16 protein-coding genes are annotated in these 23,704 nt (G+C 73.2%); 7 read left to right on the top strand and 9 right to left on the bottom strand.

Annotated features, from left to right (window positions below; all coding sequences use genetic code 11):
* Positions 1 to 10: 10 nt before the first annotated feature.
* Positions 11 to 1,366, bottom strand: a complete 1,356-nt coding sequence (locus tag AC3CH1_RS28650) for an SWIM zinc finger family protein (protein ID WP_488465543.1) — start codon at positions 1,364 to 1,366, stop codon at positions 11 to 13.
* The gene (locus AC3CH1_RS28645; RefSeq protein ID WP_488465542.1) at positions 1,363 to 4,401 is read right to left on the bottom strand and encodes a DEAD/DEAH box helicase; all 3,039 of its coding nucleotides are present in this window, start codon (positions 4,399 to 4,401) and stop codon (positions 1,363 to 1,365) included. The genes AC3CH1_RS28650 and AC3CH1_RS28645 overlap by 4 nt, the downstream gene beginning before the upstream one ends.
* Before the next feature lie 344 nt (positions 4,402 to 4,745).
* Between AC3CH1_RS28645 and AC3CH1_RS28640 the strand changes: the two genes are divergently transcribed.
* Positions 4,746 to 5,102: a hypothetical protein gene (locus AC3CH1_RS28640; RefSeq protein ID WP_488465541.1), complete on the top strand. Its 357-nt coding sequence runs from the start codon at positions 4,746 to 4,748 to the stop codon at positions 5,100 to 5,102.
* 45 nt (positions 5,103 to 5,147) lie between these two features.
* Here AC3CH1_RS28640 and AC3CH1_RS28635 read toward each other — a convergent pair whose 3' ends face one another.
* Positions 5,148 to 5,846, bottom strand: coding sequence for a class I SAM-dependent methyltransferase (locus tag AC3CH1_RS28635; RefSeq protein WP_488465540.1), 699 nt, complete (start codon positions 5,844 to 5,846; stop codon positions 5,148 to 5,150).
* A gap of 174 nt (positions 5,847 to 6,020) precedes the next feature.
* Here AC3CH1_RS28635 and AC3CH1_RS28630 point away from each other — a divergent pair, with 174 nt between their 5' ends.
* Positions 6,021 to 6,362, top strand: a complete 342-nt coding sequence (locus tag AC3CH1_RS28630) for a DUF6343 family protein (RefSeq protein ID WP_488465539.1) — start codon at positions 6,021 to 6,023, stop codon at positions 6,360 to 6,362.
* Positions 6,363 to 6,604: 242 nt separating this feature from the next.
* Here the strand turns inward: AC3CH1_RS28630 and AC3CH1_RS28625 are convergent, their stop codons facing one another.
* The 3 genes from AC3CH1_RS28625 to AC3CH1_RS28615 form a co-directional block, all read right to left on the bottom strand.
* Positions 6,605 to 6,973, bottom strand: a complete 369-nt coding sequence (locus AC3CH1_RS28625; RefSeq protein ID WP_488465538.1) for a tetratricopeptide repeat protein — start codon at positions 6,971 to 6,973, stop codon at positions 6,605 to 6,607.
* A 91-nt stretch (positions 6,974 to 7,064) separates the two neighbouring features.
* A complete protein-coding gene (coaE, locus tag AC3CH1_RS28620; RefSeq protein WP_488465537.1) occupies positions 7,065 to 7,667 on the bottom strand; it encodes a dephospho-CoA kinase in 603 nt (200 codons plus the stop codon).
* A 31-nt stretch (positions 7,668 to 7,698) separates the two neighbouring features.
* Positions 7,699 to 8,637, bottom strand: coding sequence for a PAC2 family protein (locus AC3CH1_RS28615; RefSeq protein WP_397916283.1), 939 nt, complete (start codon positions 8,635 to 8,637; stop codon positions 7,699 to 7,701).
* Positions 8,638 to 8,911: 274 nt separating this feature from the next.
* Here AC3CH1_RS28615 and AC3CH1_RS28610 point away from each other — a divergent pair, with 274 nt between their 5' ends.
* A complete protein-coding gene (locus AC3CH1_RS28610; protein WP_488465536.1) occupies positions 8,912 to 9,871 on the top strand; it encodes a right-handed parallel beta-helix repeat-containing protein in 960 nt (319 codons plus the stop codon).
* Positions 9,872 to 9,980: 109 nt separating this feature from the next.
* Here AC3CH1_RS28610 and rpsA read toward each other — a convergent pair whose 3' ends face one another.
* The gene (gene rpsA, locus AC3CH1_RS28605; RefSeq protein ID WP_018957589.1) at positions 9,981 to 11,501 is read right to left on the bottom strand and encodes a 30S ribosomal protein S1; all 1,521 of its coding nucleotides are present in this window, start codon (positions 11,499 to 11,501) and stop codon (positions 9,981 to 9,983) included.
* A gap of 410 nt (positions 11,502 to 11,911) precedes the next feature.
* Between rpsA and AC3CH1_RS28600 the strand changes: the two genes are divergently transcribed.
* Together AC3CH1_RS28600 and hrpB are read left to right on the top strand one after the other, a co-directional pair.
* The gene (locus tag AC3CH1_RS28600) at positions 11,912 to 12,751 is read left to right on the top strand and encodes a class I SAM-dependent methyltransferase (protein ID WP_488465535.1); all 840 of its coding nucleotides are present in this window, start codon (positions 11,912 to 11,914) and stop codon (positions 12,749 to 12,751) included.
* Positions 12,752 to 12,811: 60 nt separating this feature from the next.
* Positions 12,812 to 15,328: an ATP-dependent helicase HrpB gene (gene hrpB / locus AC3CH1_RS28595; RefSeq protein WP_488465534.1), complete on the top strand. Its 2,517-nt coding sequence runs from the start codon at positions 12,812 to 12,814 to the stop codon at positions 15,326 to 15,328.
* A gap of 251 nt (positions 15,329 to 15,579) precedes the next feature.
* Here hrpB and AC3CH1_RS28590 read toward each other — a convergent pair whose 3' ends face one another.
* Positions 15,580 to 17,415, bottom strand: coding sequence for a lytic transglycosylase domain-containing protein (locus AC3CH1_RS28590; RefSeq protein ID WP_488465533.1), 1,836 nt, complete (start codon positions 17,413 to 17,415; stop codon positions 15,580 to 15,582).
* 188 nt (positions 17,416 to 17,603) lie between these two features.
* Between AC3CH1_RS28590 and AC3CH1_RS28585 the strand changes: the two genes are divergently transcribed.
* Entirely contained in the window at positions 17,604 to 18,497 is an 894-nt protein-coding gene (locus tag AC3CH1_RS28585) for a DUF4184 family protein (protein ID WP_488465532.1), read from the top strand.
* A 66-nt stretch (positions 18,498 to 18,563) separates the two neighbouring features.
* Here AC3CH1_RS28585 and polA read toward each other — a convergent pair whose 3' ends face one another.
* The gene (gene polA / locus AC3CH1_RS28580; RefSeq protein ID WP_488465531.1) at positions 18,564 to 21,275 is read right to left on the bottom strand and encodes a DNA polymerase I; all 2,712 of its coding nucleotides are present in this window, start codon (positions 21,273 to 21,275) and stop codon (positions 18,564 to 18,566) included.
* Positions 21,276 to 21,405: 130 nt separating this feature from the next.
* On the opposite strand from polA, the gene AC3CH1_RS28575 reads away from it, so the two are divergent.
* Positions 21,406 to 23,703, top strand: coding sequence for an FdhF/YdeP family oxidoreductase (locus AC3CH1_RS28575; RefSeq protein WP_488465530.1), 2,298 nt, complete (start codon positions 21,406 to 21,408; stop codon positions 23,701 to 23,703).
* Position 23,704 lies beyond the last annotated feature (1 nt).

Below are 23,704 nucleotides of genomic sequence, written 5' to 3'. Positions count from 1 at the left end.
GCCAAGGGTTTTACCGTACGTACGACGGGTCGTCGGTGCCGGAGACGTCGGGGACGAAGTCGCCGGCCAGCAGGGCCTCCAGGGCGGCCACCGGGTCGGGGTCCGGGGCGGCGCGCGGCCACCAGTCGTCGGCGCCGGGATCGGATTCGTAGCCGTACCACCGGTGGTCGTGGCCGAAGCGGAGCTGGAGCGAACCGTCCGGGTGGGTGAGGTGGTTGCGCCAGGGTGTGAAGCGCGGGAAGTCGGCGGCGGCGAGCGCGGGCCTGGCCCGGTCGAAGGGGCCGGCCGGCGGGTCCCAGGGCGTCTCCAGGACCGCGAGGCCCTCGGCGTCGCCCTGCCGCCAGGCGGCGACGGCGCGGGCGAGATCGGTGGTGGTGCGGCCGGTGGCGTAGGCCAGCTCCCGGTAGAGCGCGCGGGTGGTGGCGGTGAGCCCGGCGGTCGGCCGGGCGGCGGCGAGGCGGACCGCGTCCTGCCACGGGGTGAGCCCGGCCAGCGGATCACGGCCCGTGGTCAGCAGGGCGTGGGCGCGGGCGGCGGCGTCGGTGGCGAGGTGGTCCAGGCCCAACGGGTCGCGGGCGCCGGGCAGATCGGGATACGACGGTGGCTGGCCGGGATGCGGGGGTACGGGCAAGGGGGCCGGGAGCGGGGGCAGGAAGCGGGCGGCGAAGGCCTCCGGGGCCCCGACCGTCGGGACGGCGGGAGCGGCGGGGCGCTCCCGGGCGGAGTGCTCGGCGTTGCGCCGGCCGAGCTCGTCCAGCAGCTCGCGCTCGCCCCGGCCCCGCATCAGCAGCAGGACGAACGGGTCGCCGTCGAGCAGCAGGGCCGTCTGGAAGCAGAGGGCGGCAACGTGCTTGCAGGGCCGCCCGTGGTCGGGGCAGGTGCAGCTGGGGTCGAGGTCGTCGGCGGCGGGCAGCAGCCGGACACCGGCCTCCTCGGCGGTGGGGGCCAGGGAGTGCGGCATCTCCTTGGCCAGCAGCGCGGCCAGGTGGCCGGGGTGGGCGGCGACCGCGTCGAGCAGGGTCTCCCAGCCGGGGTCGGTGAAGGTGCGCAGCCGCAGTTCGGCGCGGTAGGGGCGGGCCCGGCTGCCGTGCACATAGGCGACGACCCGCCCGGGGGTGACGGTGATCGCGGCGACCTGGCCGTCGTCGGCGTACGCGCGGCCGCGGGCGAGGCGGGCCTCGTCCATCGACAGCGACTCCACCGCGTCCACCCAGGCCCGGCCCCACCAGCTGCCCGCGAAGGGCTCGCCCTCGGCGGAGGTGCGGGCGGGCACCGCCTCGAAGGTGCGCCGCAGGTCGTCCGGGCCGGGCCGGGCGCGGGGGGCCGACCTCCGGGCGGCCGGGCCGGTGGTCGGGCGCGGGCTCATGCGGGCCTCCGCAGCGATACGAGGTCGGCGAGGTCACGGTCACTGAGCTCGGTCAGGGCGCTCTCGCCGCTGCCGAGCACCGCGTCGGCCAGGACCCGCTTGGACTCCAGCAGCTCGGCGATCCGGTCCTCCACCGTGCCCTCCGCGATGATCCGGTGCACCTGCACGGGCTGGGTCTGGCCGATCCGGTACGCCCGGTCGGTGGCCTGCTCCTCCACGGCGGGGTTCCACCAGCGGTCGAAGTGGACGACATGGGCGGCGCGGGTCAGATTCAGCCCGGTGCCGGCCGCCTTGAGGGAGAGCAGGAAGACGGGGACCTCGGCGGACTGGAAGCGGTCCACCATCCGCTCCCGCTCGTCCACCGGCGTACCGCCGTGGAGGAGCTGGGAGGGGATCGCGCGGGAGGCGAGGTGCGCGGAGAGGAGCTTCGCCATCGCCACGTACTGCGTGAAGATCAGGACCGAGCCGTCCTCGGACAGGATCGTGTCGAGCAGTTCGTCGAGGAGGGCGAGCTTGCCGGAGCGGCCCGTGAGCCGGGTCGGCTCCTCCTTCAGATACTGGGCGGGGTGGTTGCAGATCTGCTTGAGCGAGGTCAGCAGCTTCATGACGAGACCCCGGCGGGCGATGCCCTCCGCCGCCTCGATCTGCGCCATCGTCTCGCGGACGGCCGCCTCGTAGAGCGTGGCCTGCTCACGGGTGAGGGAGACGGGGTGGTCGGTCTCCGTCTTGGGCGGCAGCTCGGGGGCGATGCCGGGGTCGGACTTCTTGCGCCGCAGGAGGAAGGGCCGCACCAGCCGGGACAACCGCTCCACCGCCTCCTCGTTGCCCAGGCCCGCGGCGGTGCCGGTGTTCTCCACGATCCGGGCGTGCCGGGCCCGGAACGCCTTGAGCGGGCCGAGCAGTCCGGGCGTGGTCCAGTCGAGGAGCGCCCAGAGCTCGGAGAGGTTGTTCTCGACGGGCGTGCCGGTGAGGGCGACCCGGGCCGGTGCGGGGATGGTGCGCAGCGCCCTGGCCGTGGAGGAGTGCGGATTCTTGACGTGCTGCGCCTCGTCGGCGACGACCAGGCCCCAGCTCTGCTCGGCGAGCTGGGGGGCGCTGGAGCGCATGGTCCCGTAGGTGGTGAGGACGAAGCCGCCGTCCGGGTCGCTCAGGGTCCGGTCCGTGCCGTGGAAGCGGCGCACGGGGACTCCGGGGGCGAAGCGGTTGATCTCGCGGTGCCAGTTGCCGAGGAGGGAGGCGGGGCAGACCACCAGGGTGGGCGAGGGGTGCGCCCGGTGCAGATGGAGGGCGATGAGGGTGATCGTCTTGCCGAGGCCCATGTCGTCGGCGAGGCAGCCGCCAAGCCCGAGCGAGGTCATCCGGTCCAGCCAGGCCAGACCGCGCAGTTGGTAGTCGCGCAGCGTCGCGTCGAGGCCGGGCGGCGGCGCGATCGTGGTGTCCTGGGCGAGGATGCGCGTACGGAGGGCGGCCAGCGCCCCGGCGGGGACGGCGTCCACGCGCTCGCCGTCCACCTCCGCGCTGCCGGTGAGGGCGACGGCGAGCGCGTCCACCGGATCCAGGAGTCCCAGCTCCCGCTTGCGCGCCTTGCGTACGAGGGCGGGGTCGACGACCACCCACTGGTCGCGCAGCCGCACCACCGGGCGGTGGGCCTCGGCCAGGGTGTCCATCTCCGCCTCGGTGAGCCGCTCCTCCCCCAGGGACAGCTGCCAGTCGAAGGCGAAGAGGTGCTCGGCGTCGAAGAAGGACGTGCCGTCGGTGGCCGATCCGGGCGCGGGCCGCACGACGGCGCTCGCGGTGAGGGAACGGGCCAGCTCGCGCGGCCAGTGCACCTCGATCCCGGCGGCGGCCAGCCGGGATCCCGCGTCGCTCAGCAGCTCGTACAGCTCGTCCTCGGTGATCGCGAGCACATCGGGGGCGGGCTGCCCCAGCAGTCGTTCCAGCGGGGCCCAGACGCGGGCGGCGCGGCGCAGCGCCAGCACCGCGTCGACCCGGGCACGCGGCCCGAACGGCTCGCCCGCCGCGCCGTTCCACAGGGCGGCCGCGTCCACCACGTAGGTCGGGTCGGCGAGGCTGTGGACCTGGACGACGGCAGCGGCGGCGTGCCGGACCGCCGGGTCGTCCGGGTGCTCCGGCGGCGCGGATCCTCCGTCGGTCCCCGTCTCCTCGCGGGCGGCCGTGACCGCGTAGGTGTCGGCGGTGTCGAACAGCTCGTACGCGGAGAGGTCCAGGCGGAGCGAGACCCGCACGCCCGCGTCCAGGCCCGAGGCGACCTCCACGGCCCAGGCCGCGACATGGGGCAGATGCTGGGGTTCGCGGGCGGCGAACGGCGCGCCCATCGCGAACGCGGCGGCGGGGGTGCGCGGCAGGGTGTCGGCGACGGCGTCCAGGAACGCCCCGAGCAGTGCCTCGGGGTCGGGGAGCCGGGGCGGCCCGGAACCGGGGGCGGGCGCCGCGTGCCCCTCGGGCGGCAGGGCGGCGGCGACCGCCCGCAGGTGCGCGACGTCCTCGGCGTCCCTCGGGCCCGCCCGCCAGGCGTCGTGACCGTCCGCCGTGAGTCCGGGGAGGAGTCTGCCGCGGGCGACGAGCTGAAGGGCGTGCAGAGCAGCCGCCCCCCAGCAGCGGGTGGCGGGGTGGGCGGAGGCCTGATGGCGTGCCCGGACGAGCAGGGGGAGCGCGTCGGCGACGGACAGCAGCGCCGCGGGGACCGCGACGGCGCGCACGCTTCCGGGGCCCGCCGCCGGGTCCGGCCGGACGACCGTGAGCCGGGCGGTGGTGCACGGGACGGAGTCGGGACTGCCGGGGGGCTCCGCGTACCCGAAGGGCGTTCCGCTCCGCCCCCGCGCCCCGTCGTCGTGCCACGGGCCGGCGCTCGCGAGCGGGTCCCAGAAGGCGATGCGGCCGTCCCTGGGCACCGGGCCGGGCAGAAAGACCGCCGCGCAGCGCAGGAGGCGTCCGGCGTCGGCGGTCCGGGCCGTGTCCTCGGTCTCCCGCAGCTCGGTCTCCCGTTGCTCGCTCTCGCGGGTTCGTGCCGTCATGTCCGTCACCCCCTCCCACCTGATCCGCGGTCTCCGTCGGCACGGAATGTGCTGACTCCGCGAGTCTAGGCGGGAGGTCTGACACTGCGGACGCCCGCCGCATCACCCCAGGTCAGCGGCGGCGGAATCGACCGGGCGGGTTCCCCGCTCCGCGCGTGGTCCGCCACGCTCGGTGACGGGCGAACGGCTGTTGGGAATCCTGTCCGTCGCACCGCGGCTCGCCCGGTCGGCCGCGCACCGGGTGCCTGCCCGCCCCGGGGCGGGCAGGGTGGCCAGCGCCAGCACGTCTTCCCGACGTACCGAATCGCCGGACGAGCACCGGACGAGCAGACGAGGACCCGCCCATGTCCGTGACCGCCACCGTTCCCCGTCGCCGACGCCGCCTCCGGATCGCCGCCGGAGCCTCGCTCCTCGCCCTCGCCGTCTCGGGCTGCTCCGGGCTCGGCCGCACCGCGGTGGGCCCGGTGACGTACACGACGGAGCGCGAAGCGGTGCTCCAGGTGAACAGCCCGTCGGTACGCGGCTGCCACCGGATCGCCCCGGCGGGAGCCCGGGAGGTGGAGAACGGGACGCTGGTCGACGTCATCCTCTACCGCACACGGGACTGCACGGGCGGCAGGACGACGTACGTGCCGACCAGGTTCAGCGATGTGGCGCCGCCGGGCAGCGGGCCGTGGCGCAGCTACAGCTTCGTCCACTGAGCGACAGGGGGGACCGCGGCTGGAGGCCCGCCCGGTCGCGGCTCCTCAGAGCACGGGGCGGGCCAGCAGCCAGGTGCCGTCGTCGGTGAGGGTGCGGTCCACCGTGAGTCCGGCCGTCGCCAGATGCCGGGCGACGTCCTCGTCGGACAGCTCCCGCGACAGGAAGGTCTGCGTCCACCGCGCGTCGTCGAAGTGATACTCCGCGCGCACCGAGCGCACACCGTCGCCCACCGGATCCGCGGCGACGATCCGGATCAGACCGCCGGACGGGTCGGTCCGCTCCCACGGCAGCTCCGAGCGGTGGGCCGCCCCCTCACGCTGGACGAGGACGATCCCGTCGTCCCGCACATGGTCGCGGCAGACGCGCAGCATCCCGTCGCGCACCCGGTGCTCTCCCGCGTGGACCAGGAACGAGCCGAGCAGCACCACGTCGAACCGCTCGCCGTCCAGGTCCAGCGTTTCGATGGGGCTCCGCACCCTGCGCGCCCCGACGATCTCCTCCAGCATCTCCGGCGACTCGTCCACCGCCGTCACCCGGAATCCGCGCCGCACGAGCGGGTGGGTCACCCGGCCCGCCCCACAGCCCAGTTCGAGGATGCTCGCCCCGGCGGGGGCGACGCCCGCGATCACGTCCGGCTCGTCGCCGACGGACAGCCGGCGATACAGCTCCACCGCGCACCCGTCAGGCGTGATGGCTCCGGGACCGGTCCCCTCGTACCCCTCGCGTACCAGTGATTCGCTCATGCAGGACGAACGAGCCGTCGCCGGGCTCAGTTCCCCGGCCATCACGCGGGGTCAGCACCGGAGCCCGCAGCGTAGCGACCCTCCCCGGCCGGTGCTCCCGCTCCTCCCCCGTGCGCCGCGTTCCGTTCCGTACGCCGCCGGATGGGTCCATGCTGGTGGAGTGAGGTGATCGTCATGCGTACCGGCAGTGAACCCGCGACCGCCCGCAGTCCACTCCGGATGCGGCTCTGGCTCAGCCTGTGGGGAATGGCATGGGCGCTCTTCGGCCTGGTGGCCTTCGCCCTGAACGGACGGCCGGGCTGGGCGGCGGCCTGCGGGGTGGTGCTCCTGCTCGCCGTGGTGGACCTCTGCGTGATCGCGTACCGCATGCGCCAGGGCCCGCGCTACCAGCCGGGCCGCGACGTCCCGCCGTACGAGCCGGACCACGGCGACGGCCCTTCACGTCGGCCGGGGCCCGGCACGGACAGCGGCTGGAGGAACGAGGGACGCGCGGGCCCGTCCTCCGGGCGCCCCTAGGCCCTGTCGTCAAACTCCCGTCTGCCCCGCGGCGCCATGCACGCACTCTCGCCGCACCGGGCCCACGCCCGAGTACGTCCAGTACGAGGACGTGAGCCCGGCACGCCGAGAGCACGCACCTGACCCCGCAGGGCCGCCCTCCGGGCGACGACGGGAGTTCGACGACAGGGCCTAGGGATATCCGGAAGGCAGGCCCGCGCGGACGCCCCTGGGGCGTGTCCCCGCGCAGTCGGCCCGCCCCGTCAGGGCCGCTCGTCGAACTTCGCGGCCCGGAGGTACTCCGGCTTCGGGTCGAGCGCCGCAGCCAGGCGGAAGTGCCGGGTCGCCTGCTCGGGGCGGCCGGCCCGTTCGAAGGTGCGGGCCAGGGCGAAGTGGGCGAACGCGTTGTCCGGCTCGCGCTCCAGCACCAGCTCGAATTCCAGCTCGGCGGGGCGCAGTTGGGCGGCGGCGAAGAAGGCGCGGGCCCGGAGCAGCCGGGCGGCGGTGTTCTCCGGATGGGCGGCGATCACCGAGTCGAGGAGCTTGACGGCACCCCGGGGGTCCCGGGCGTCGAGCAGTTGCTCGGCCGCACGGAAGTCGATGACGTGGGTCTCCGGATTCCTCTCGGGCACGGTCGCATCCTTCCCTTCCCTCGCGGTTTTCCAACGTCCACCCCGGAGCCGGTATTCCGCTGCGCCCGGCCGGGGCGTCCCGCACGCGGACTCAGCGGACAGCGGCCCTGCGGACCAACTCGTCCCAGACCGTGCGCACCTGCGGTTCCAGCGCCTCCAACGGCCCGTCGTTGTCCACGATCAGGTCGGCGACGGCCCGGCGCTGGTCGCGGGTGGCCTGTGCGGCCATCCTGGCACGGGCGTCGGACTCCGTCATTCCGCGCAGCGTGACGAGCCGGTCGAGCTGGGTCTCGGCCGAGGCGTCGACGACCACGACCAGGTCGTAGAGAGGGGCGAGCCCGTTCTCCGTGAGGAGCGGGACGTCATGGACGACGACGGCGTCCTCGGGGGCCGCCCGCTCCCGTTCGGCCGCGCGGGCGCCGACCAGGGGGTGGACGATCGCGTTGAGCGCGGCCAGCCGCCCGGCGTCGGCGAAGACGAGCGCGCCGAGCGCCGGGCGGTCCAGAGCGCCTTCGGCGGTCAGCACGTCCGGCCCGAACTCCTCGACGACGGCGGCGAGTCCGGGCGTACCGGGCTCGACGACCTCACGGGCGATCCGGTCGGAGTCGATCAGGACGGCACCGTACTTCACGAGCAGCCGCGACACTTCGCTCTTGCCGGCTCCGATGCCGCCGGTCAGGCCCACTTTCAGCATGGGCCGCAGCCTACGGGCCGGGCGGGGGCGCTCAGCCCTCGCCCTCCCGCTCGGCGAGGAAGCGCTCGAACTCGCGGCCGATCTCGTCGGCGGACGGCAGGTCGACCGGTTCGGCGACGAGGTTGCCGCGCGTCTCGGAGCCGGCGACGGCGTCGTACTGGTGCTCCAGGCCCTCGACGAGCGAGACCAGCTCCTCGTCGCCCTGGCCGATCTGCCGGTCGATCTCGGTCTGGGTGCGGTGCGCCTCGGTGCGCAGGGAGTGGGCGAGCGCGGGCAGCACGAGACCCGTCGCCGCGGTGATCGCCTCCAGCGCGGTCAGCGCCGCGTCCGGGTAGGAGGACCTGGCGACGTAGTGCGGGACGTGGGTGGCGACCCCGAGGACGTCGTGGCCCGCCTCCATCAGTCGGTACTCGACGAGGGCTTCGGCCGAACCGGGCACCTGGGCCTCGTCGAAGGGGCTGCGGTGACCCGGCATCAGGTCGGTGCGGTTGCCGTGCGGGGTGATGCCGACGGGGCGGGTGTGCGGGACGCCCATCGGGATGCCGTGGAAGTTCACCGCGAGCCGGACGCCGAGGCGCTCGACGATCTGCTCGACGGCGGCGGCGAACCGCTCCCACTCCACGTCCGGCTCCGGGCCCGACAGCAGCAGGAAGGGCGCTCCGGTGGCGTCCTGCACCACCCGCACCTCCAGGGTCGGAGCCTCGAAGGACGTCCAGCGGTCGCGCCGGAAGGTGAGCAGGGGGCGCCGTGCGCGGTAGTCGACGAGCCGGTCGTGGTCGAAGCGCGCGACGACCTGGTGCGGCAGCGTTTCGAGCAGGCCGTCGACGATCTGCTCGCCGGTCTCGCCCGCGTCGATGTAGCCGTCGAAGTGGTAGAGCATGACCAGGCCGGCCGACTCCTGCGCCAAGGCCATGTCGACGACGGCCAGGCCCTTCGGCTCCCATTCGTACAAACTCTGCGGATCAGGCACGGTTACCGCTCCTCCTCGTGTTCCTAGAGAAGAACACGGAGGGCGGCACACGCATTCCCCGCGCCCGGACCTTTCCCCGGTGAGGACGGTTCACGGCGTGTCAGTTGCCGGTCCCGCAGGAGCGGTTCGGCCTGGTCGGCATCACCCGTCGATCCTGGTCCAGACCTTGACGCGCCCCGTCACCGTCCCTACCGTCACTGGGCAACACGTTCAGGGACTCGCCCCATGTTCATGTACGAGAACCCCTGGCCCTCTCCACGGGAAGGCACCCCCCATGCGCACCCGCTCCCCCCTCACCGCTCTGCTCGCCGCCGCCCTGGCCGCCGGCGGTCTCACCCTGGCCGGCGCCGGCCCCGCGAACGCCGCGGTCATCGACGTCAGCACCGCGGCCCAGCTCAAGTCGGCACTCGCCGCCGTCTCCCCGGGAGACACGATCCGGCTCGCCGACGGCACGTACACCGGGAACTTCAAGGCCACCCGACCCGGCGCCTCCGGGGCACGGATCACCCTCACGGGCTCCAGCAGGGCGGTCCTGACCGCCGGCGGCGGCTACGGGCTGCACCTGAACGGCGCCTCGTACTGGACCGTTCAGGGCGTCACGGTCAAGGGCGGCCAGAAGGGCATCATGGCCGACGCGGCGAACGGCGTCGTCATCGACTCGGTGACCGTGCACGACCTCGACATGGAAGGCGTCCACTTCCGCAGGTCCAGCAAGGACGGCGTTCTGAAGAACTCCCGGATCCACGACACCGGGCAGAACGGACGCGGCATGGGCGAGGGCGTGTACGTCGGTTCGGCCGGCGACCTCTCCGATCGCAGCGACAACGCGCAGATCCTGAACAACACCATCGGCCCCGGTGTCGGCGGCGAGAGCATCGACATCAAGGAGGGCACGACCGGCGCGAGGATCATCGGCAACACCTTCGACGGCGACGGGCTGACCGGCGCCAACTACGACGACTCCTGGGTCGACGTGAAGGGCAACAACGTCCTGGTCGAGGACAACAAGGGCTCGCGCACCACCAACAACGGCTACGAGACCCACACCCAGCAGAGCGGCTGGGGCTGCGGCACCGTCTTCCGCGGCAACGCCTCGGACCTCTCCGGTGCCACCGGCGACAAGCGACTCGCCATCAACGTCACCAACAACAGCTCCGGTTGCCGCACCACGGTGTACGCGAGCAACACCGTCACCGGCGGCCAGGGGCTGACCAACATCACCGTCACCCCGTAACCGCCCCGCCCCGCCCCCTGAACGCGAGTGAGGCCCGCCCCCCGAAGGGAACGGGCCTCACTTACCGCTGTACAGCTACCGCAGCCGATGGGCCGCCGGGGTCAGAGCGTCAGCTCTGGCCGCCCGCGAGCTTCTCGCGCAGTGCGGCAAGGGCCTCGTCCGACGCCAGGGCGCCGGAGTTGTCCGCCGACTCCGAGGAGTAGGAGCCGCCGCCACCGCCGCCACCGCTGCCGCCGGAGGCGGCCGGAGCAGCGCCGGCCGGGGCAGCAGCGCCCTCGGCCGCAGCAGCCTCGTCGGCCTCGCGGGACTTGATGACCTGGGCCTGGTGCTGCTCGAAGCGCGTCTGCGCCTCGGCGTACTGGGTCTCCCAGACCTCGCGCTGCGCCTCGAAGCCCTCGAGCCAGTCGTTGGTCTCGGGGTCGAAGCCCTCGGGGTAGATGTAGTTGCCCTGGTCGTCGTACGACGCGGCCATGCCGTACAGCGTCGGGTCGAACTCGACCGAGGCCGGGTCGCCGCCGAAGGACTCGTTGGCCTGCTTCAGCGAGAGGCTGATGCGACGACGCTCGAGGTCGATGTCGATGACCTTGACGAAGATCTCGTCGTTGACCTGGACGACCTGCTCCGGGATCTCCACGTGGCGCTCGGCCAGCTCGGAGATGTGGACCAGGCCCTCGATGCCCTCGTCGACGCGGACGAACGCACCGAAGGGAACGAGCTTGGTGACCTTACCCGGGACGACCTGACCGATCTGGTGCGTCCGGGCGAACTGCTGCCACGGGTCTTCCTGCGTCGCCTTGAGCGACAGGGAGACGCGCTCGCGGTCCATGTCGACGTCGAGGACCTCGACGGTGACTTCCTGGCCGACCTCGACAACCTCGGAGGGGTGGTCGATGTGCTTCCAGGACAGCTCGGAGACGTGCACGAGACCGTCGACGCCACCCAGGTCCACGAAGGCACCGAAGTTGACGATCGAGGAGACGACGCCGGAGCGGACCTGACCCTTCTGCAGGGTCGTGAGGAACGTCTGGCGAACCTCGGACTGGGTCTGCTCGAGCCAGGCACGGCGGGACAGGACCACGTTGTTGCGGTTCTTGTCCAGCTCGATGATCTTGGCCTCGAGCTCCTTGCCCACGTAGGGCTGGAGGTCGCGGACGCGACGCATCTCGACGAGCGACGCCGGCAGGAAGCCACGGAGGCCGATGTCGAGGATGAGACCACCCTTGACCACCTCGATGACGGTACCGGTGACGATGCCGTCCTCTTCCTTGATCTTCTCGATGGTGCCCCAAGCACGCTCGTACTGAGCGCGCTTCTTCGAGAGGATCAGGCGGCCTTCCTTGTCCTCCTTCTGGAGAACCAGGGCCTCGATCTCGTCGCCGACCTTGACGACCTCGTTCGGGTCGACGTCGTGCTTGATCGAGAGCTCGCGGCTCGGGATGACACCTTCGGTCTTGTAACCGATGTCGAGGAGAACCTCGTCCCGGTCAACCTTGACGATGACGCCATCAACGATGTCGCCGTCGTTGAAGTACTTGATCGTCTCGTCGATCGCCGCGAGGAACGCGTCCGCGTCGCCGATGTCGTTGACCGCAACCTGCGGCGTGGTGGTGGTCTCGGTGCTGCTCGTCATGTGGGAAAGGGCTCCGGTACGGACAGAGAGTCGTAGGTACTGCTACGCCGAAAGCCCGTATCGCCTCTGCAGAAGCCGGACAGCCTGGAAAGCACGCAATCCGTTTCCGGAGAGACGCTCTCGACAACCGAGGGGACATGCAACAGACGCGAGCGCGGCCTGCTAGGTCTGAGGCGCGCAGGCTCGCAGCGCAACTTGTAGCATACGGGGGCAGCCGGACAGGGTCAATGCGCGAAGACGCACACCCGGGGCGCATCGCCCCAATTCCGGCACAACTCGTGTTCCCCGAGGCCGTATCGGCCCGAGGACACTCCGGCACGGCGCCGCGGACGCGCGTCCGTACCCCCGGGGCACGCCCCTTGGTACGTACCGCGCGCGGCGGGTGAAGGCAAACTACAACGACGGGCACGATGAGCCAAGAGATCCACGGGACCCGCTCCGCAGAACCCGCAGAGCCCCAGGAGCCCGAAGCCACCCGCCGGGCGGCGGACGAGACGGAGAGCAGCCGGGCCAGCCGCGGCTGGTGGGACCGGAACGCCGACGAGTACCAGAGCGACCACGGCGGCTTCCTGGGGGACGACCGCTTCGTCTGGGGTCCGGAGGGGCTGGACGAGGCGGACGCCGCCCTGCTGGGGCCCGCCGCCTCCCTGAAGGGCCTCGACGTCCTGGAGATCGGCGCCGGGGCCGCCCAGTGCTCGCGCTGGCTGGCCGGGCGGGGCGCCCGCCCGGTCGCGCTCGACCTCTCCCACCGCCAGCTCCAGCACGCCCTGCGGATCGGCGGGGACGTGCCCCTGGTCGAGGCCGACGCGGGCCGGCTCCCGTTCCGGGACGGGGCCTTCGACCTGGCCTGCTCCGCTTACGGGGCGGTGCCGTTCGTCGCCGACCCCGTGCGGGTCTTCCGCGAGGTCCACCGGGTGCTGCGGCCCGGAGGGCGCTGGGTGTTCTCCGTGACGCACCCGATCCGCTGGGCGTTCCCGGACGAGCCCGGGCCCGAGGGGCTGTCCGTCGCCGCCTCCTACTTCGACCGCGTCCCCTACGTGGAGCAGGACGAGGAAGGCGACGCCGTCTATGTGGAGCACCACCGCACGCTGGGCGACCGGGTCCGGGACGTGGTGGCGGGCGGCTTCCGGCTGGTCGACCTGGTCGAGCCGGAATGGCCCGCCTGGAACGACCAGGAGTGGGGCGGCTGGTCCCCGCTGCGCGGCAACCTGATCCCGGGCACGGCGATCTTCGTCTGCGAGCGCGGCTGAGCCGCTGACCGGCCGGGGTGCGCGGAACGCCCGGGGACGCTCCCGTACGACACTGGGGGCGTGATCCGCACCGAAGCCCTGGACCGACTGCCCGTCCGCACCGCCGTGCCCGCCCTGCGGCGCGCGCTCGACGACCGGGGCGTCGCCGTCCTGTGCGCCCCGCCCGGCACCGGCAAGACGACGCTCGTCCCCCTGGTGCTGGCCGGGCTGACCGGCGAGGGCCCGGAGCGCCGGGTCGTGGTCGCCGAGCCGCGCCGGATCGCCGCGCGGGCTGCGGCGCGGCGGATGGCCTGGCTGCTGGGCGAGCGGCCGGGCGAGCGGGTCGGCTTCACGGTGCGCGGCGAGCGCGTGGTGGGTCGGGACACGGTGGTGGAGGTCGTGACCACCGGGGTGCTGCTCCAGCGGCTCCAGCGGGACCAGGAGCTGGCCGGGGTGGACGTGGTGATCATCGACGAATGCCACGAGCGGCACCTGGACGCCGACACGGTCGCCGCGTTCCTCCTGGACGTGCGGGAGGCGATCCGGCCCGATCTGCGGCTGGTGGCGGCGTCCGCGACGACGGACGCGGAGGGCTGGGCGCGGCTGCTCGGCGACGCCCCGGTGATCGAGGCGCAGGGCGTCTCGCATCCGGTGGAGGTCCTCTGGGCGCCGCCCGCCCGTCCGGTGAAGCCGCCGCACGGGATGAGGGTGGACCCCGCCCTGCTGACGCATGTGGCGGCGACCGTGCGGCGGGCGCTCGCCGAGCGGGAGGGGGACGTGCTCTGCTTCCTGCCCGGCGTCGGGGAGATCGGGCGGGTGGCCGGGCAGCTCGCGGACGTGGACGCGGAGGTGCTCCAGGTGCACGGGCGGGCTCCGGCCGCCGTGCAGGACGCGGTGCTGGCCGGGTCCTCCGGGCGGCGGCGGGTGGTCCTGGCGACCTCGGTGGCGGAGTCGTCGCTGACGGTGCCGGGCGTGCGGGTCGTCGTCGACTCGGGTCTCGCCCGGGAACCCCGCACCGACCATGCCCGGGGGCTGGGCGCCCTGAGCACCGTACGGGCCTCCCGGGCGGCCGGGCGGCAGCGTGCCGGGCGGGCGGGGCGGGAGGCTCCGGGGGCGGTGTACCGGTGCTGGGACCAGGCCGAGGACGGGCGGCTCGCGCGCTTCCCCTCGCCCGAGATCAAGGTCGCCGACCTGGCCGCCTTCGCGCTCCAGGCGGCGTGCTGGGGCGATCCGGACGCCTCCTCGCTCGCGCTGCTGGACCCGCCGCCCGCCGGGGCGATGGGCGCCGCCCGGGAGGTGCTGGAGGCGATCGGCGCGGTGGACGGCGGGGGCCGGGTCACCGAGCGCGGCGCCCGGATGTCCCGGCTCGGACTGCACCCGCGGCTGGCGCGGGCCCTGCTGGACGGCGCGCGGGAGGCCGGGGCGCGGGAGGCCGGGGCGCGGCGGGCCGCGGAGGTGGTGGCGCTGCTGAGCGAGGAACCCCCCAGGGAGTACGGGGACGATCTCGCGGCGGCGCTGCGGACCGCCCGCCGGGGCCAGGACGGATACGCGGCGCGCTGGAAGCAGGAGGTGCGCCGGCTCTCGGGCCAGGTGGACGGCGCCGGCTCCGGCGGGGCCCGGGGCGACGACGCCGTCGTCGGCCTCGTCGCCGCGCTGGCGTTCCCGGAGCGGGTGGCGCGGGCCCGGGGCGACGGGGCCTTCCTGATGGCGTCGGGCACGGGCGCGGAGCTGCGGGACGCCTCGCGGCTGCGCAGCGCGTCCTGGCTGGCAGTGGCGGTCGCGGACCGGCCCTCCCACGCGGCGTCGGCGCGGGTGCGGCTGGCGGCGGTGGTCGACGAGCCCACCGCGTTGCTGGCCGCCGGTCATCTGCGGGTGCGGGGCGAGGAGGTCCGGTGGGTGGACGGCGAGGTGGTGGCGCGGTCGGTGGACCGGCTGGGCGCGGTGGAGCTGGCGGTCCGGCCGCTGCGGCAGCCCGATCCGGAGCTGGTGCGCGGGGCCCTGGTGGAGGGGCTGCGGCGAGAGGGGCTCGGGCTGCTGCGGTGGACCCGGGACAGTGAGCAGTTCCGGCTGCGCCTGGCGTTCCTGCACCGGGTGCTGGGCGCGCCGTGGCCGGACGTCTCGGACGAGGCGCTGCTCGCGGAGACCGGGGCGTGGCTGGAGCCGGAGCTGTCGCGGGCCCGGCGGCGCTCGGACCTGGGCCGGATCGACGCGGGCCAGGCGTTGCGGCGGCTGCTGCCCTGGGCGACCGGGGAGGCCGCCCGGCTGGACGAGCTGGCGCCGGAGCGGATCGAGGTGCCGAGCGGCTCCCGTATCAGGGTCGAGTACGGCGGCGAGCAGCCCGTCCTGGCGGTGAAGCTCCAGGAGTTGTTCGGGCTGGCCGAGACGCCCCGGGTGGCCGGGGTGCCGGTCCTGGTACACCTGCTGTCCCCCGCCGGGCGGCCCGCGGCCGTCACGGCGGACCTGGCGTCGTTCTGGCGGGAGGGCTACAAGGCGGTGCGGGCGGAGCTGCGCGGCCGCTACCCGAAGCATCCGTGGCCGGAGGACCCCGCGACCGTACCGGCGACGCGGTTCACCTCGGCGCGACTCAAGCGGTCGTAGGACTCTCCGCCCGCCGGGACCGCGCCTCCAGCCGGAGGGCGAGCGCGAGCAGTCCGATGCCGAGGCCGAGGAAGGCCGGCGCCCCACCCCTGACGCTCCATCAGGTCACCGGCGACCCATCAGGTCGTCGTCATCGGACCACCGCCCCGGGAGCAACCGGGGCGCGAGATGAGAACACAGCGGACAGCCCCTCGGCCGGATGACCGAGGGGCTGTGCGCGATGGCTGTGCGGTGCGGCGGGTGCCGTGGGGTCAGGCTTCGGGGGTTGCCGTCTCCTTCGGAGCGGCTTCCTCGGGGGCCGTCCCCTCCGGGGCGGTCTCCTCGGGGGCGGTCTCCTCGGGGGCCGTCTCCTCCGGGGCGGTCTCCTCCGGGGCGGTCTCCTCCGGGGCCCGGATGGTGAGTTCGACGACGACCGAGGCGCCGCCCCCGGTGGTGAGGCGCAGTTTGAAGGTGCCCTCGGTGTCGTCCGCGAAGATCTCCGGGAGCCGGAGCACACCCTCGGCGTCCGTCGTCAGGGTGGTCAGGGTCCGCACCGGCTTGCCGGCCGCGTCCTTGAAGTACGGGCCCTTGTCGTTGTCGAAGAGCCCCAGGGGGTCCTTGACCATGGTGGCGGTGACGGCCACTCCGGCCGCCGCGGCGTCCTTGTACGTGGCCTTGACGGTGACGGCGTCCGCGAACTTCTCGCCGGGTGCGGCGACGAGCGCCTTCTCGTCGGTCCGGGCGAGCGCGTCGGCCTGGCGGGCGGTGACGGTCGCCGCGTAGGTCAGGGTGCGCGGCCTGCCGGTGCCCGCGACGGCGGTCACCGTGAACTCCCCGGCCTTCTCGCCGGCCCTGAGCTGCGGCGCGGTGGCGGTGCCGTTCGCCCCGGTCCGCACCGTGACGGTCTTCTTGCCGCCGGCGAAGAGCGTGCCGGTGTTCCCGGTGACGGTGAACGTGACGGGCACCCTGCCGAGCGGTGCGCCGAGCGCGTTGCGGGCGAGGACGGTGACCCGCTCGTCGAACGCCTGGCCCGCTGTGGCGCGCAGCGGGCCGGTGCCCGCGTTCTCCAGGGAGCCGAAGGTCTCGGCCGGCGTCGGCTCGGAGGTGGGCGGCTTCGGCGGCTTCGGCGGCTTCGGCGTCGGGCTGGTGGAGCCGTCGCCGGGCTTCGAGGAGCCCGGACCCGGCTTCCCGCCCGGCTTGTCCGGGGAGGGATTCGGGCCCGGGGTGGCGCCCGGGCCCGGGGTCCCCGGGTTCGGGGTGGAGCCGGCGGGGATGCTCGGAGTGGTGGGCAGCGTTCCGGTGCCGTCGGGGATCTCGTGCGTACCGCGCTGGTAGTAGGAGAACCAGGAGCGGACCGTGCGCAGGTACTCGTTCGACCGGTTGTAGCTCAGCACGGCCTTGTCGAGGTCGGCGGCGATGGCCAGATCCCGGTCGTTGGCGCAGAGGTAGCGGCCGGCGGCGAGCGCCGCGTCGAAGATGTTGTTGGGGTCCTTGCGTCCGTCGCTGTTGGCGTCCTGGCCCCAGGAGGCCCAGGTCGACGGGATGAACTGCATCGGGCCGACGGCGCGGTCGTGGACCGCGTCGCTGTCGTACGCCCCGCCGTCGGTGTCCTTGATCAGGGCGAAGCCCTGGCCGTTGAGGGCCGGGCCGAGGATCGGGGGGCTGGCGGTGCCCTTGGCGTCGACGCGACCGCCGCGGGCCTGGCCGGACTCGACCTTGCCGATCGCCGCGAGGAGTTGCCAGGGCAGCCGGCAGGTGGGGTCGGTCGTCCGGACGGTCTGCTCGGCCTGCTTGTACGCGGCCAGGATCGACGCCGGAATGCCGGCTTCCGCGCTCCCGGTCACCGGCAGATTGCTGGAGGCTCCGGGCTTGTTGGGCGTGACCAGGGGCGGCAGGTCCGTGTAGTAGGGCGAGTTGCCGGTCGCGGCGCCGTCGTCCTCGGTGCTCGCGGTGTCCTCACCGGCCGCCTTGGGGTCACCGCCGCCGGCGGGTCCGTCGGCCAGGGTCGCTGCGGGCGCCTGCGAGGCCGCGAGTGCCGCCACGGCGGCCGCCGCCACCGCGGTGGTCGTGGCCCCCTTGCGCAGACGTCGGCGAATGTGCGCTGCCATACGTTCCGGTCCCTCCCCCTCGAAGGCTGCTCGCGCTCCCCAGCGCAAGGACTCCAGCGACCCTACGGCAACTTGTGTCGGCCGAGCACCGAGCCCTGACCGCTTCTTACTCTTTTTTCACGTTCGCAGGCGCATGTTGTCCTGGCGGCCACGGAAGGGTGCCCGAACGGTCCCGCATACTTGCCGCCATGCCGTTCACGCTCAGCCATGCCGCCGCCGTGCTCCCGGCGATCCGCCGGAACGGGACGGCCCGGTGGCCGCTGTTCCCCTCCGCTCTCGTCGCCGGTTCGTTCGCGCCCGACATCACCTACTTCGCGGACACGGTGGTCCCCGGGGCGATGGAGTTCGGGTCGTTCACGCACACCTTCCTCGGGGTCGTCACGGTGAACGTGGTCATCGCGGCGGCGCTGGTGACCGTGTGGGTCCTGCTGCGGGAGCCGTTGGTCGCGCTGTTGCCGGTACGCGTACGGGGCCGCGTCCACGCCTTCGTCCGGGGGCAGCGGTGGACGCGGGCCTCCTTCGGTCCTTCCGCCTGGTTGTGGTTCGCCGTCTCCGGTGCGCTGGGCGCGGCCACGCACGTGGTGTGGGACGCGTTCACGCACCACAGCCAGTGGGGGACGGAGCTGGTGCCGGTGCTCAGCCGCAGCGTCGGCGGCTTCCCGGTGTACCAGTTCGTCCAGTACGGCAGTTCGGCCCTGGCCCTCGTGGTCATCGGCTGGTTCGCCTTCACCGGGCTCCGGACGGCCCCGAAGGTCCCCGCGCCCGAGGAGGTGCCGGTGCTCGGCCGCCGGGAGAGGTGGGGCGCTCTCGGCCTGCTGGGCCTGTGCGTGCTGCTCGGCGCCGTCCACCGGTGCGTCCGCTGGTACGACCGCTTCGGCCGGGTGGAGAGCCCGCTGGACATCATCCCCACGGCCTGCTTCGGCGCGGGCGCCGGGCTGGCGGCCGGGCTGCTGCTGTACGGGGCGTGGATGCGGCTGCCGGGCAGGCGGCGGGGGACGCCGGGCCCGGAGCGGACGCGGGCAGCGGAGGGGACGCCGGGCCCGGAGGGGGCCCGTACGGGAGCGCCCGCCGGCCGGAGGTAGGGGGCCGGGCAGAAGGCCCGGGCCCGGAACCGTGACGCGGTCCGGGCCCGGCCCTCTGCCGGTGGCTCAGTGCGCGGCCGACTCCCAGTCCTTGCCGACGCCGACCGACACATCGAGCGGGGCGCGCAGCTCGACCGCGTGGGCCATCTCGTGGCGCAGGATCTCCTCCACGCGCTTCCGCTCGCCCTTCGCGATCTCCAGGACGATTTCGTCGTGTACCTGGAGCAGCATCCGCGAGGTCAGCTTCGCCTCGGTGAGCGCCCGGTCCACCCGCAGCATCGCGACCTTCACGATGTCCGCGGCGGTGCCCTGGATCGGGGCGTTGAGCGCCATCCGCTCGGCGGCCTCGCGGCGCTGGCGGTTGTCGCTGTTCAGGTCGGGGAGATAGCGGCGCCGACCGAGAATCGTCTCCGTGTACCCGGTGGCCCTGGCCTCCTCGACGACCCGGTGGAGATAGTCCCGTACCCCGCCGAACCGCTCGAAGTAGGTGTCCATCAGCACCCGGGCCTCGGCGGGGTCGATGTTCAGCTGCTGGGAGAGGCCGAACGCGGAGAGACCGTACGCCAGGCCGTAGGACATGGCCTTGATCTTGCGGCGCATCTCCGCGTCGACCGCGTCCTTCTCGACGCCGAAGACCTGCGAGGCGACCGTGGTGTGGAGGTCCTCGCCGGAGGTGAACGCCTCGATCAGACCGGCGTCCTCGGAGAGGTGCGCCATCACCCGCAGCTCGATCTGGCTGTAGTCCGCCGTCATCAGCGTCTCGAAGCCCTCGCCGACGACGAAGCCCCGGCGGATCGCCCGGCCCTCGTCCGTGCGGACGGGGATGTTCTGCAGATTGGGGTCGGTGGAGGAGAGCCGGCCGGTCGCCGCCACCGTCTGGTTGAACGTGGTATGGATCCGGCCGTCGGCGGCGATCGTCTTGACCAGACCCTCGACGGTGACCCGCAGCTTGGCCTGCTCACGGTGGCGCAGCATCAGGACCGGCAGCTCGTGCTCGGTCTGCGCGGCCAGCCAGGCCAGCGCGTCCGCGTCCGTGGTGTATCCCGTCTTGGTCTTCTTCGTCTTCGGCAGGCCCAGCTCACCGAAGAGGATCTCCTGGAGCTGCTTGGGCGATCCGAGGTTGAACTCCCGGCCCACCGCCGCGTGCGCCTCCTTCACCGCCTGCTGCACGGTCCCCGCGAACTGCTGCTCCATCCCCTCCAGATGGGCCCGGTCCGCGGCGATCCCGTGCCGCTCCAGACGGGCCAGGAGGATCGATGTCGGCAGCTCCATGTCGTGCAGCAGCTCCGCCGCGCCCACCTCCTTCAGACGGGTGGTGAACGCGTCGCCCAGGTCGAGCACGGCGCGGGCCTGCGCCATCAGGGCGTCCGCCTCGGCCCGGTCGTCCGCGCCGAAGGCCAGCTGCCCGTCGGAGGCGGTGGCCGGGGCCAGCTCCCGGCCGAGATACTCCACGGCCAGCGCGTCCAGGGCGAAGGAGCGCCGGCCCGGCTTCACCAGATACGCGGCGAGCGCGGTGTCCATCGCGACGCCTTCGAGCCGCCAGCCGTGCTCGGGCAGGACCCGCATCACGTTCTTCGCGTTGTGCAGGACCTTCGGACGGGCCGGGTCCGAGACCCAGGCGGCGAACGCCTGCTCGTCGGTCTCCTCCAGCTGCGTGGGGTCCAGCCAGGCGGCGGCCCCGTCGGCGGCGGCGAGCGCGATCTCCGTGACCGTGCCGGCGCCCAGCGACCAGGTGTCCACCGTCATGACGCCGAGCGGCTGCGCGCCGTGCGCCTCCAGCCAGGGGGCGACCTCGCCGGAGCCGAGCACGACCCCGTCCAGCTCGATCCCGGCGGCGGGCGCGGGCGGCTCGGCCTCCGCCGCGCCCGGGTCGACGGCGAGGAGGCGCTCGCGCAGGCTCGGGTTGCGGATCTCCAGTATGTCCAGGACACCGGTGACCGCCGTGCGGTCGTACGGCGCGCGCTCCAGCTCGGCCGGGGCCTTCGGCAGCTCCACGTCCCGGACCATCTCGGTCAGCACCCGGTTCATCTTCACCGCGTCCAGGTGGTCGCGGAAACTCTGCCCGGCCTTGCCCTTGACCTCCTCGGCCCGCTCGACCAGCTCGGCGAAGGAGCCGAACTGGTTGATCCACTTCGCGGCCGTCTTCTCCCCCACCCCGGGAATGCCGGGGAGGTTGTCCGACGGGTCGCCGCGCAGGGCGGCGAAGTCCGGATACTGCTGCGGGGTGAGCCCGTACTTCTCGACGACCTTCTCCGGGGTGAACCGGGTCAGCTCGGAGACCCCCTTGGTGGGGTACAGCACGGTCACGTTCTCCGTGATCAGCTGGAAGGAGTCCCGGTCGCCGGTGACGATCAGCACCTCGAACCCGGCCGCCTCGGCCTGCGTCGCCAACGTCGCGATGACGTCGTCCGCCTCGAAACCGTCCACCGCGAACCGGTCCGCGTGCATCGCGTCCAGCAGCTCGCCGATCAGCTCGACCTGCCCCTTGAACTCGTCGGGGGTCTTCGAGCGGTTCGCCTTGTACTCCGGGAACTCCTGCGCACGCCAGGTCTTGCGGGACACGTCGAACGCCACCGCGAAATGCGTGGGCGCCTCATCACGCAGGGTGTTCGCCAGCATCGACATGAAGCCGTACACGGCGTTCGTCGGCTGCCCCACCGCCGTCGTGAAATTCTCCGCGGGCAGGGCGAAGAACGCCCGGTACGCCAGGGAGTGCCCGTCCATGAGGAGCAGGCGCGGTCGGTTGTCTGCCGTCTTCTTCGATGCCGTCTCAGCCACGCCCCCGATCCTGCCACGGCCCACTGACAATCCGGACCGGCACGACATCCGGGGGCCGTGACAGGATCGACGGTGAGGACGTACCGAGGACGTACGGACAGGGAAGAAGCGCTCGAAGGGGAGCAGCATCATGGCCACCAAGCCGCCGACCGGTGACCCGGTCCAGGACGCCCCGCAGGTCGAGCCGGCCCCGCACGCCGCCGCGGGCCTGCCCGCCGTCGCCCACTCCCTGCGCATCGCCCAGCAGCAGATGGGCGTGCGCCGCACCGCGCAGACCCTCCTCAAGGTCAACCAGAAGGACGGCTTCGACTGCCCCGGCTGCGCCTGGCCCGAGGGCGACAAGCGGCACACCGCCGAATTCTGCGAGAACGGCGCCAAGGCCGTCGCCGAGGAGGCGACCCTGCGCCGCGTCACCCCCGCCTTCTTCGCCGCCCACCCGCTGGCCGACCTCGCCGAACGCAGCGGCTACTGGCTCGGCCAGCAGGGCAGGATCACCCAGCCGGTGTACCTCCCCGAGGGCGCCGACCGGTACGAGGCGGTCACCTGGGAGCGGGCCTTCGCGATCATCGCCGAGGAGCTGACCGCCCTCGGCTCCCCCGACGAGGCCCTCTTCTACACCTCGGGACGCACGAGCAACGAGGCCGCGTTCCTGCTCCAGCTCTTCGCCCGCGAGTTCGGCACCAACAACCTCCCCGACTGCTCCAACATGTGCCACGAGTCGTCCGGCTCGGCGCTCACCGAGACCATCGGCGTCGGCAAGGGCAGCGTCTCCCTGGAGGACCTGCACCAGGCCGACCTGATCATCGTCGCCGGACAGAACCCCGGCACGAACCACCCCCGGATGCTCTCCGCCCTGGAGAAGGCCAAGACCGCCGGAGCGAAGATCATCTCGGTGAACCCGCTGCCCGAAGCCGGCATGGAACGGTTCAAGAACCCCCAGACCCCGCAGGGCATGATCAAGGGCACCGCCCTCAACGACCTCTTCCTCCAGATCCGCATCGGCGGCGACCAGGCCCTCTTCCGCCTCCTCAACAAGCTGATCCTCGCCGCAGACGACGCCGTCGACACCGCGTTCGTCACCGAACACACCCACGGCTACGAGGAGTTCACCAAGGCCGCCGAAGCCGCCGACTGGGACGAGACCCTCACCGCGACCGGCCTCACCCGCACCGAGATCGAGCAGGCCCTCGCCCTCGTCCTCGCCTCGAAACGCACCATCGTCTGCTGGGCGATGGGCCTCACCCAGCACAAACACTCCGTGCCCACCATCCGCGAAGTCGTCAACTTCCTTCTCCTGCGCGGAAACATCGGCCGCCCCGGCGCCGGAGTCTGCCCGGTGCGCGGCCACTCCAACGTCCAGGGCGACCGCACCATGGGCATCTTCGAACGGCCCGCACCGGCCTTCCTCGACGCCCTCGACAAGGAGTTCGGCATCACCTCGCCGCGCCACCACGGCCTGGACGTGGTGCGCTCCATCCAAGCCCTGCGCGACGGCGAGGCGAAGGTCTTCTTCGCGATGGGCGGCAACTTCGTCGCGGCCACGCCCGACACCGCCGTCACCGAGGCCGCGATGCGCCGCGCCCGCCTCACCGTCCACGTCTCGACCAAGCTCAACCGCTCCCACGCCGTGACCGGGACCCGCGCCCTGATCCTGCCCACCCTCGGCCGGACCGACAAGGACGTCCAGGCGAGCGGCAAGCAGTTCGTCACCGTCGAGGACTCCATGGGCATGGTCCACGCCTCACGCGGCAACCTCGCCCCCGCCGGCCCCCACCTGCTCTCCGAGCCGGCCATCGTCGCCCGCCTCGCCCGCGCCGTCCTCGGCGCCGGCTCCCGTACGGACTGGGAGGCCTTCGAGCGCGACTACGCCACCATCCGCGACCGCATCTCCCGCGTCGTCCCCGGCTTCGAGGACTTCAACACCCGCGTCGCCCGCCCCGGCGGCTTCACCCTCCCCCACGCCCCCCGCGACGAGCGCCGCTTCCCCACCGCCACCGGCCGCGCCAACTTCACCGCCGCCCCCGTCGAGTACCCCGAACTCCCCGACGGCAGGCTCCTGTTGCAGACCCTGCGCTCCCACGACCAGTACAACACCACCATCTACGGCCTCGACGACCGCTACCGGGGCATCAAGGGCGGCCGCCGCATCGTCATGGTCAACCCCGAGGACGCCGCCGCCCTCGGCCTCGCCGACGGCGCGTACACCGACCTCGTCAGCGAGTGGAAGGACGGCGTCGAGCGCCGCGCGGCTGGCTTCCGCGTCGTCCACTACCCCACCGCCCGGGGCTGCGCCGCCGCCTACTACCCGGAGACCAACGTCCTGGTCCCCCTGGACTCCACGGCCGACACCAGCAACACCCCGGCCAGCAAATCGGTCGTCGTCCGCTTCGAGACCACCCGGACCGACGGAGAGACCGCCACCCCCTAAG

The organism is Streptomyces sp. MGP-P1, from assembly GCF_057766565.1.
This window is presented reverse-complemented; position numbering and strand designations above follow the sequence as displayed.

Bases quoted from the DNA above. Each gene is read 5' to 3' on its own strand.
- AC3CH1_RS28650 (WP_488465543.1), bottom strand. From the start codon at position 1,366: ATGAGCCCGCGCCCGACCACCGGCCCGGCCGCCCGGAGGTCGGCCCCC.
- AC3CH1_RS28645 (WP_488465542.1), bottom strand. From the start codon at position 4,401: ATGACGGCACGAACCCGCGAGAGCGAGCAACGGGAGACCGAGCTGCGG.
- AC3CH1_RS28640 (WP_488465541.1), top strand. From the start codon at position 4,746: ATGTCCGTGACCGCCACCGTTCCCCGTCGCCGACGCCGCCTCCGGATC.
- AC3CH1_RS28635 (WP_488465540.1), bottom strand. From the start codon at position 5,846: ATGAGCGAATCACTGGTACGCGAGGGGTACGAGGGGACCGGTCCCGGA.
- AC3CH1_RS28630 (WP_488465539.1), top strand. From the start codon at position 6,021: ATGCGTACCGGCAGTGAACCCGCGACCGCCCGCAGTCCACTCCGGATG.
- coaE (WP_488465537.1), bottom strand. From the start codon at position 7,667: ATGCTGAAAGTGGGCCTGACCGGCGGCATCGGAGCCGGCAAGAGCGAA.
- AC3CH1_RS28610 (WP_488465536.1), top strand. From the start codon at position 8,912: ATGCGCACCCGCTCCCCCCTCACCGCTCTGCTCGCCGCCGCCCTGGCC.
- rpsA (WP_018957589.1), bottom strand. From the start codon at position 11,501: ATGACGAGCAGCACCGAGACCACCACCACGCCGCAGGTTGCGGTCAAC.
- AC3CH1_RS28600 (WP_488465535.1), top strand. From the start codon at position 11,912: ATGAGCCAAGAGATCCACGGGACCCGCTCCGCAGAACCCGCAGAGCCC.
- AC3CH1_RS28590 (WP_488465533.1), bottom strand. From the start codon at position 17,415: ATGGCAGCGCACATTCGCCGACGTCTGCGCAAGGGGGCCACGACCACC.
- AC3CH1_RS28585 (WP_488465532.1), top strand. From the start codon at position 17,604: ATGCCGTTCACGCTCAGCCATGCCGCCGCCGTGCTCCCGGCGATCCGC.
- AC3CH1_RS28575 (WP_488465530.1), top strand. From the start codon at position 21,406: ATGGCCACCAAGCCGCCGACCGGTGACCCGGTCCAGGACGCCCCGCAG.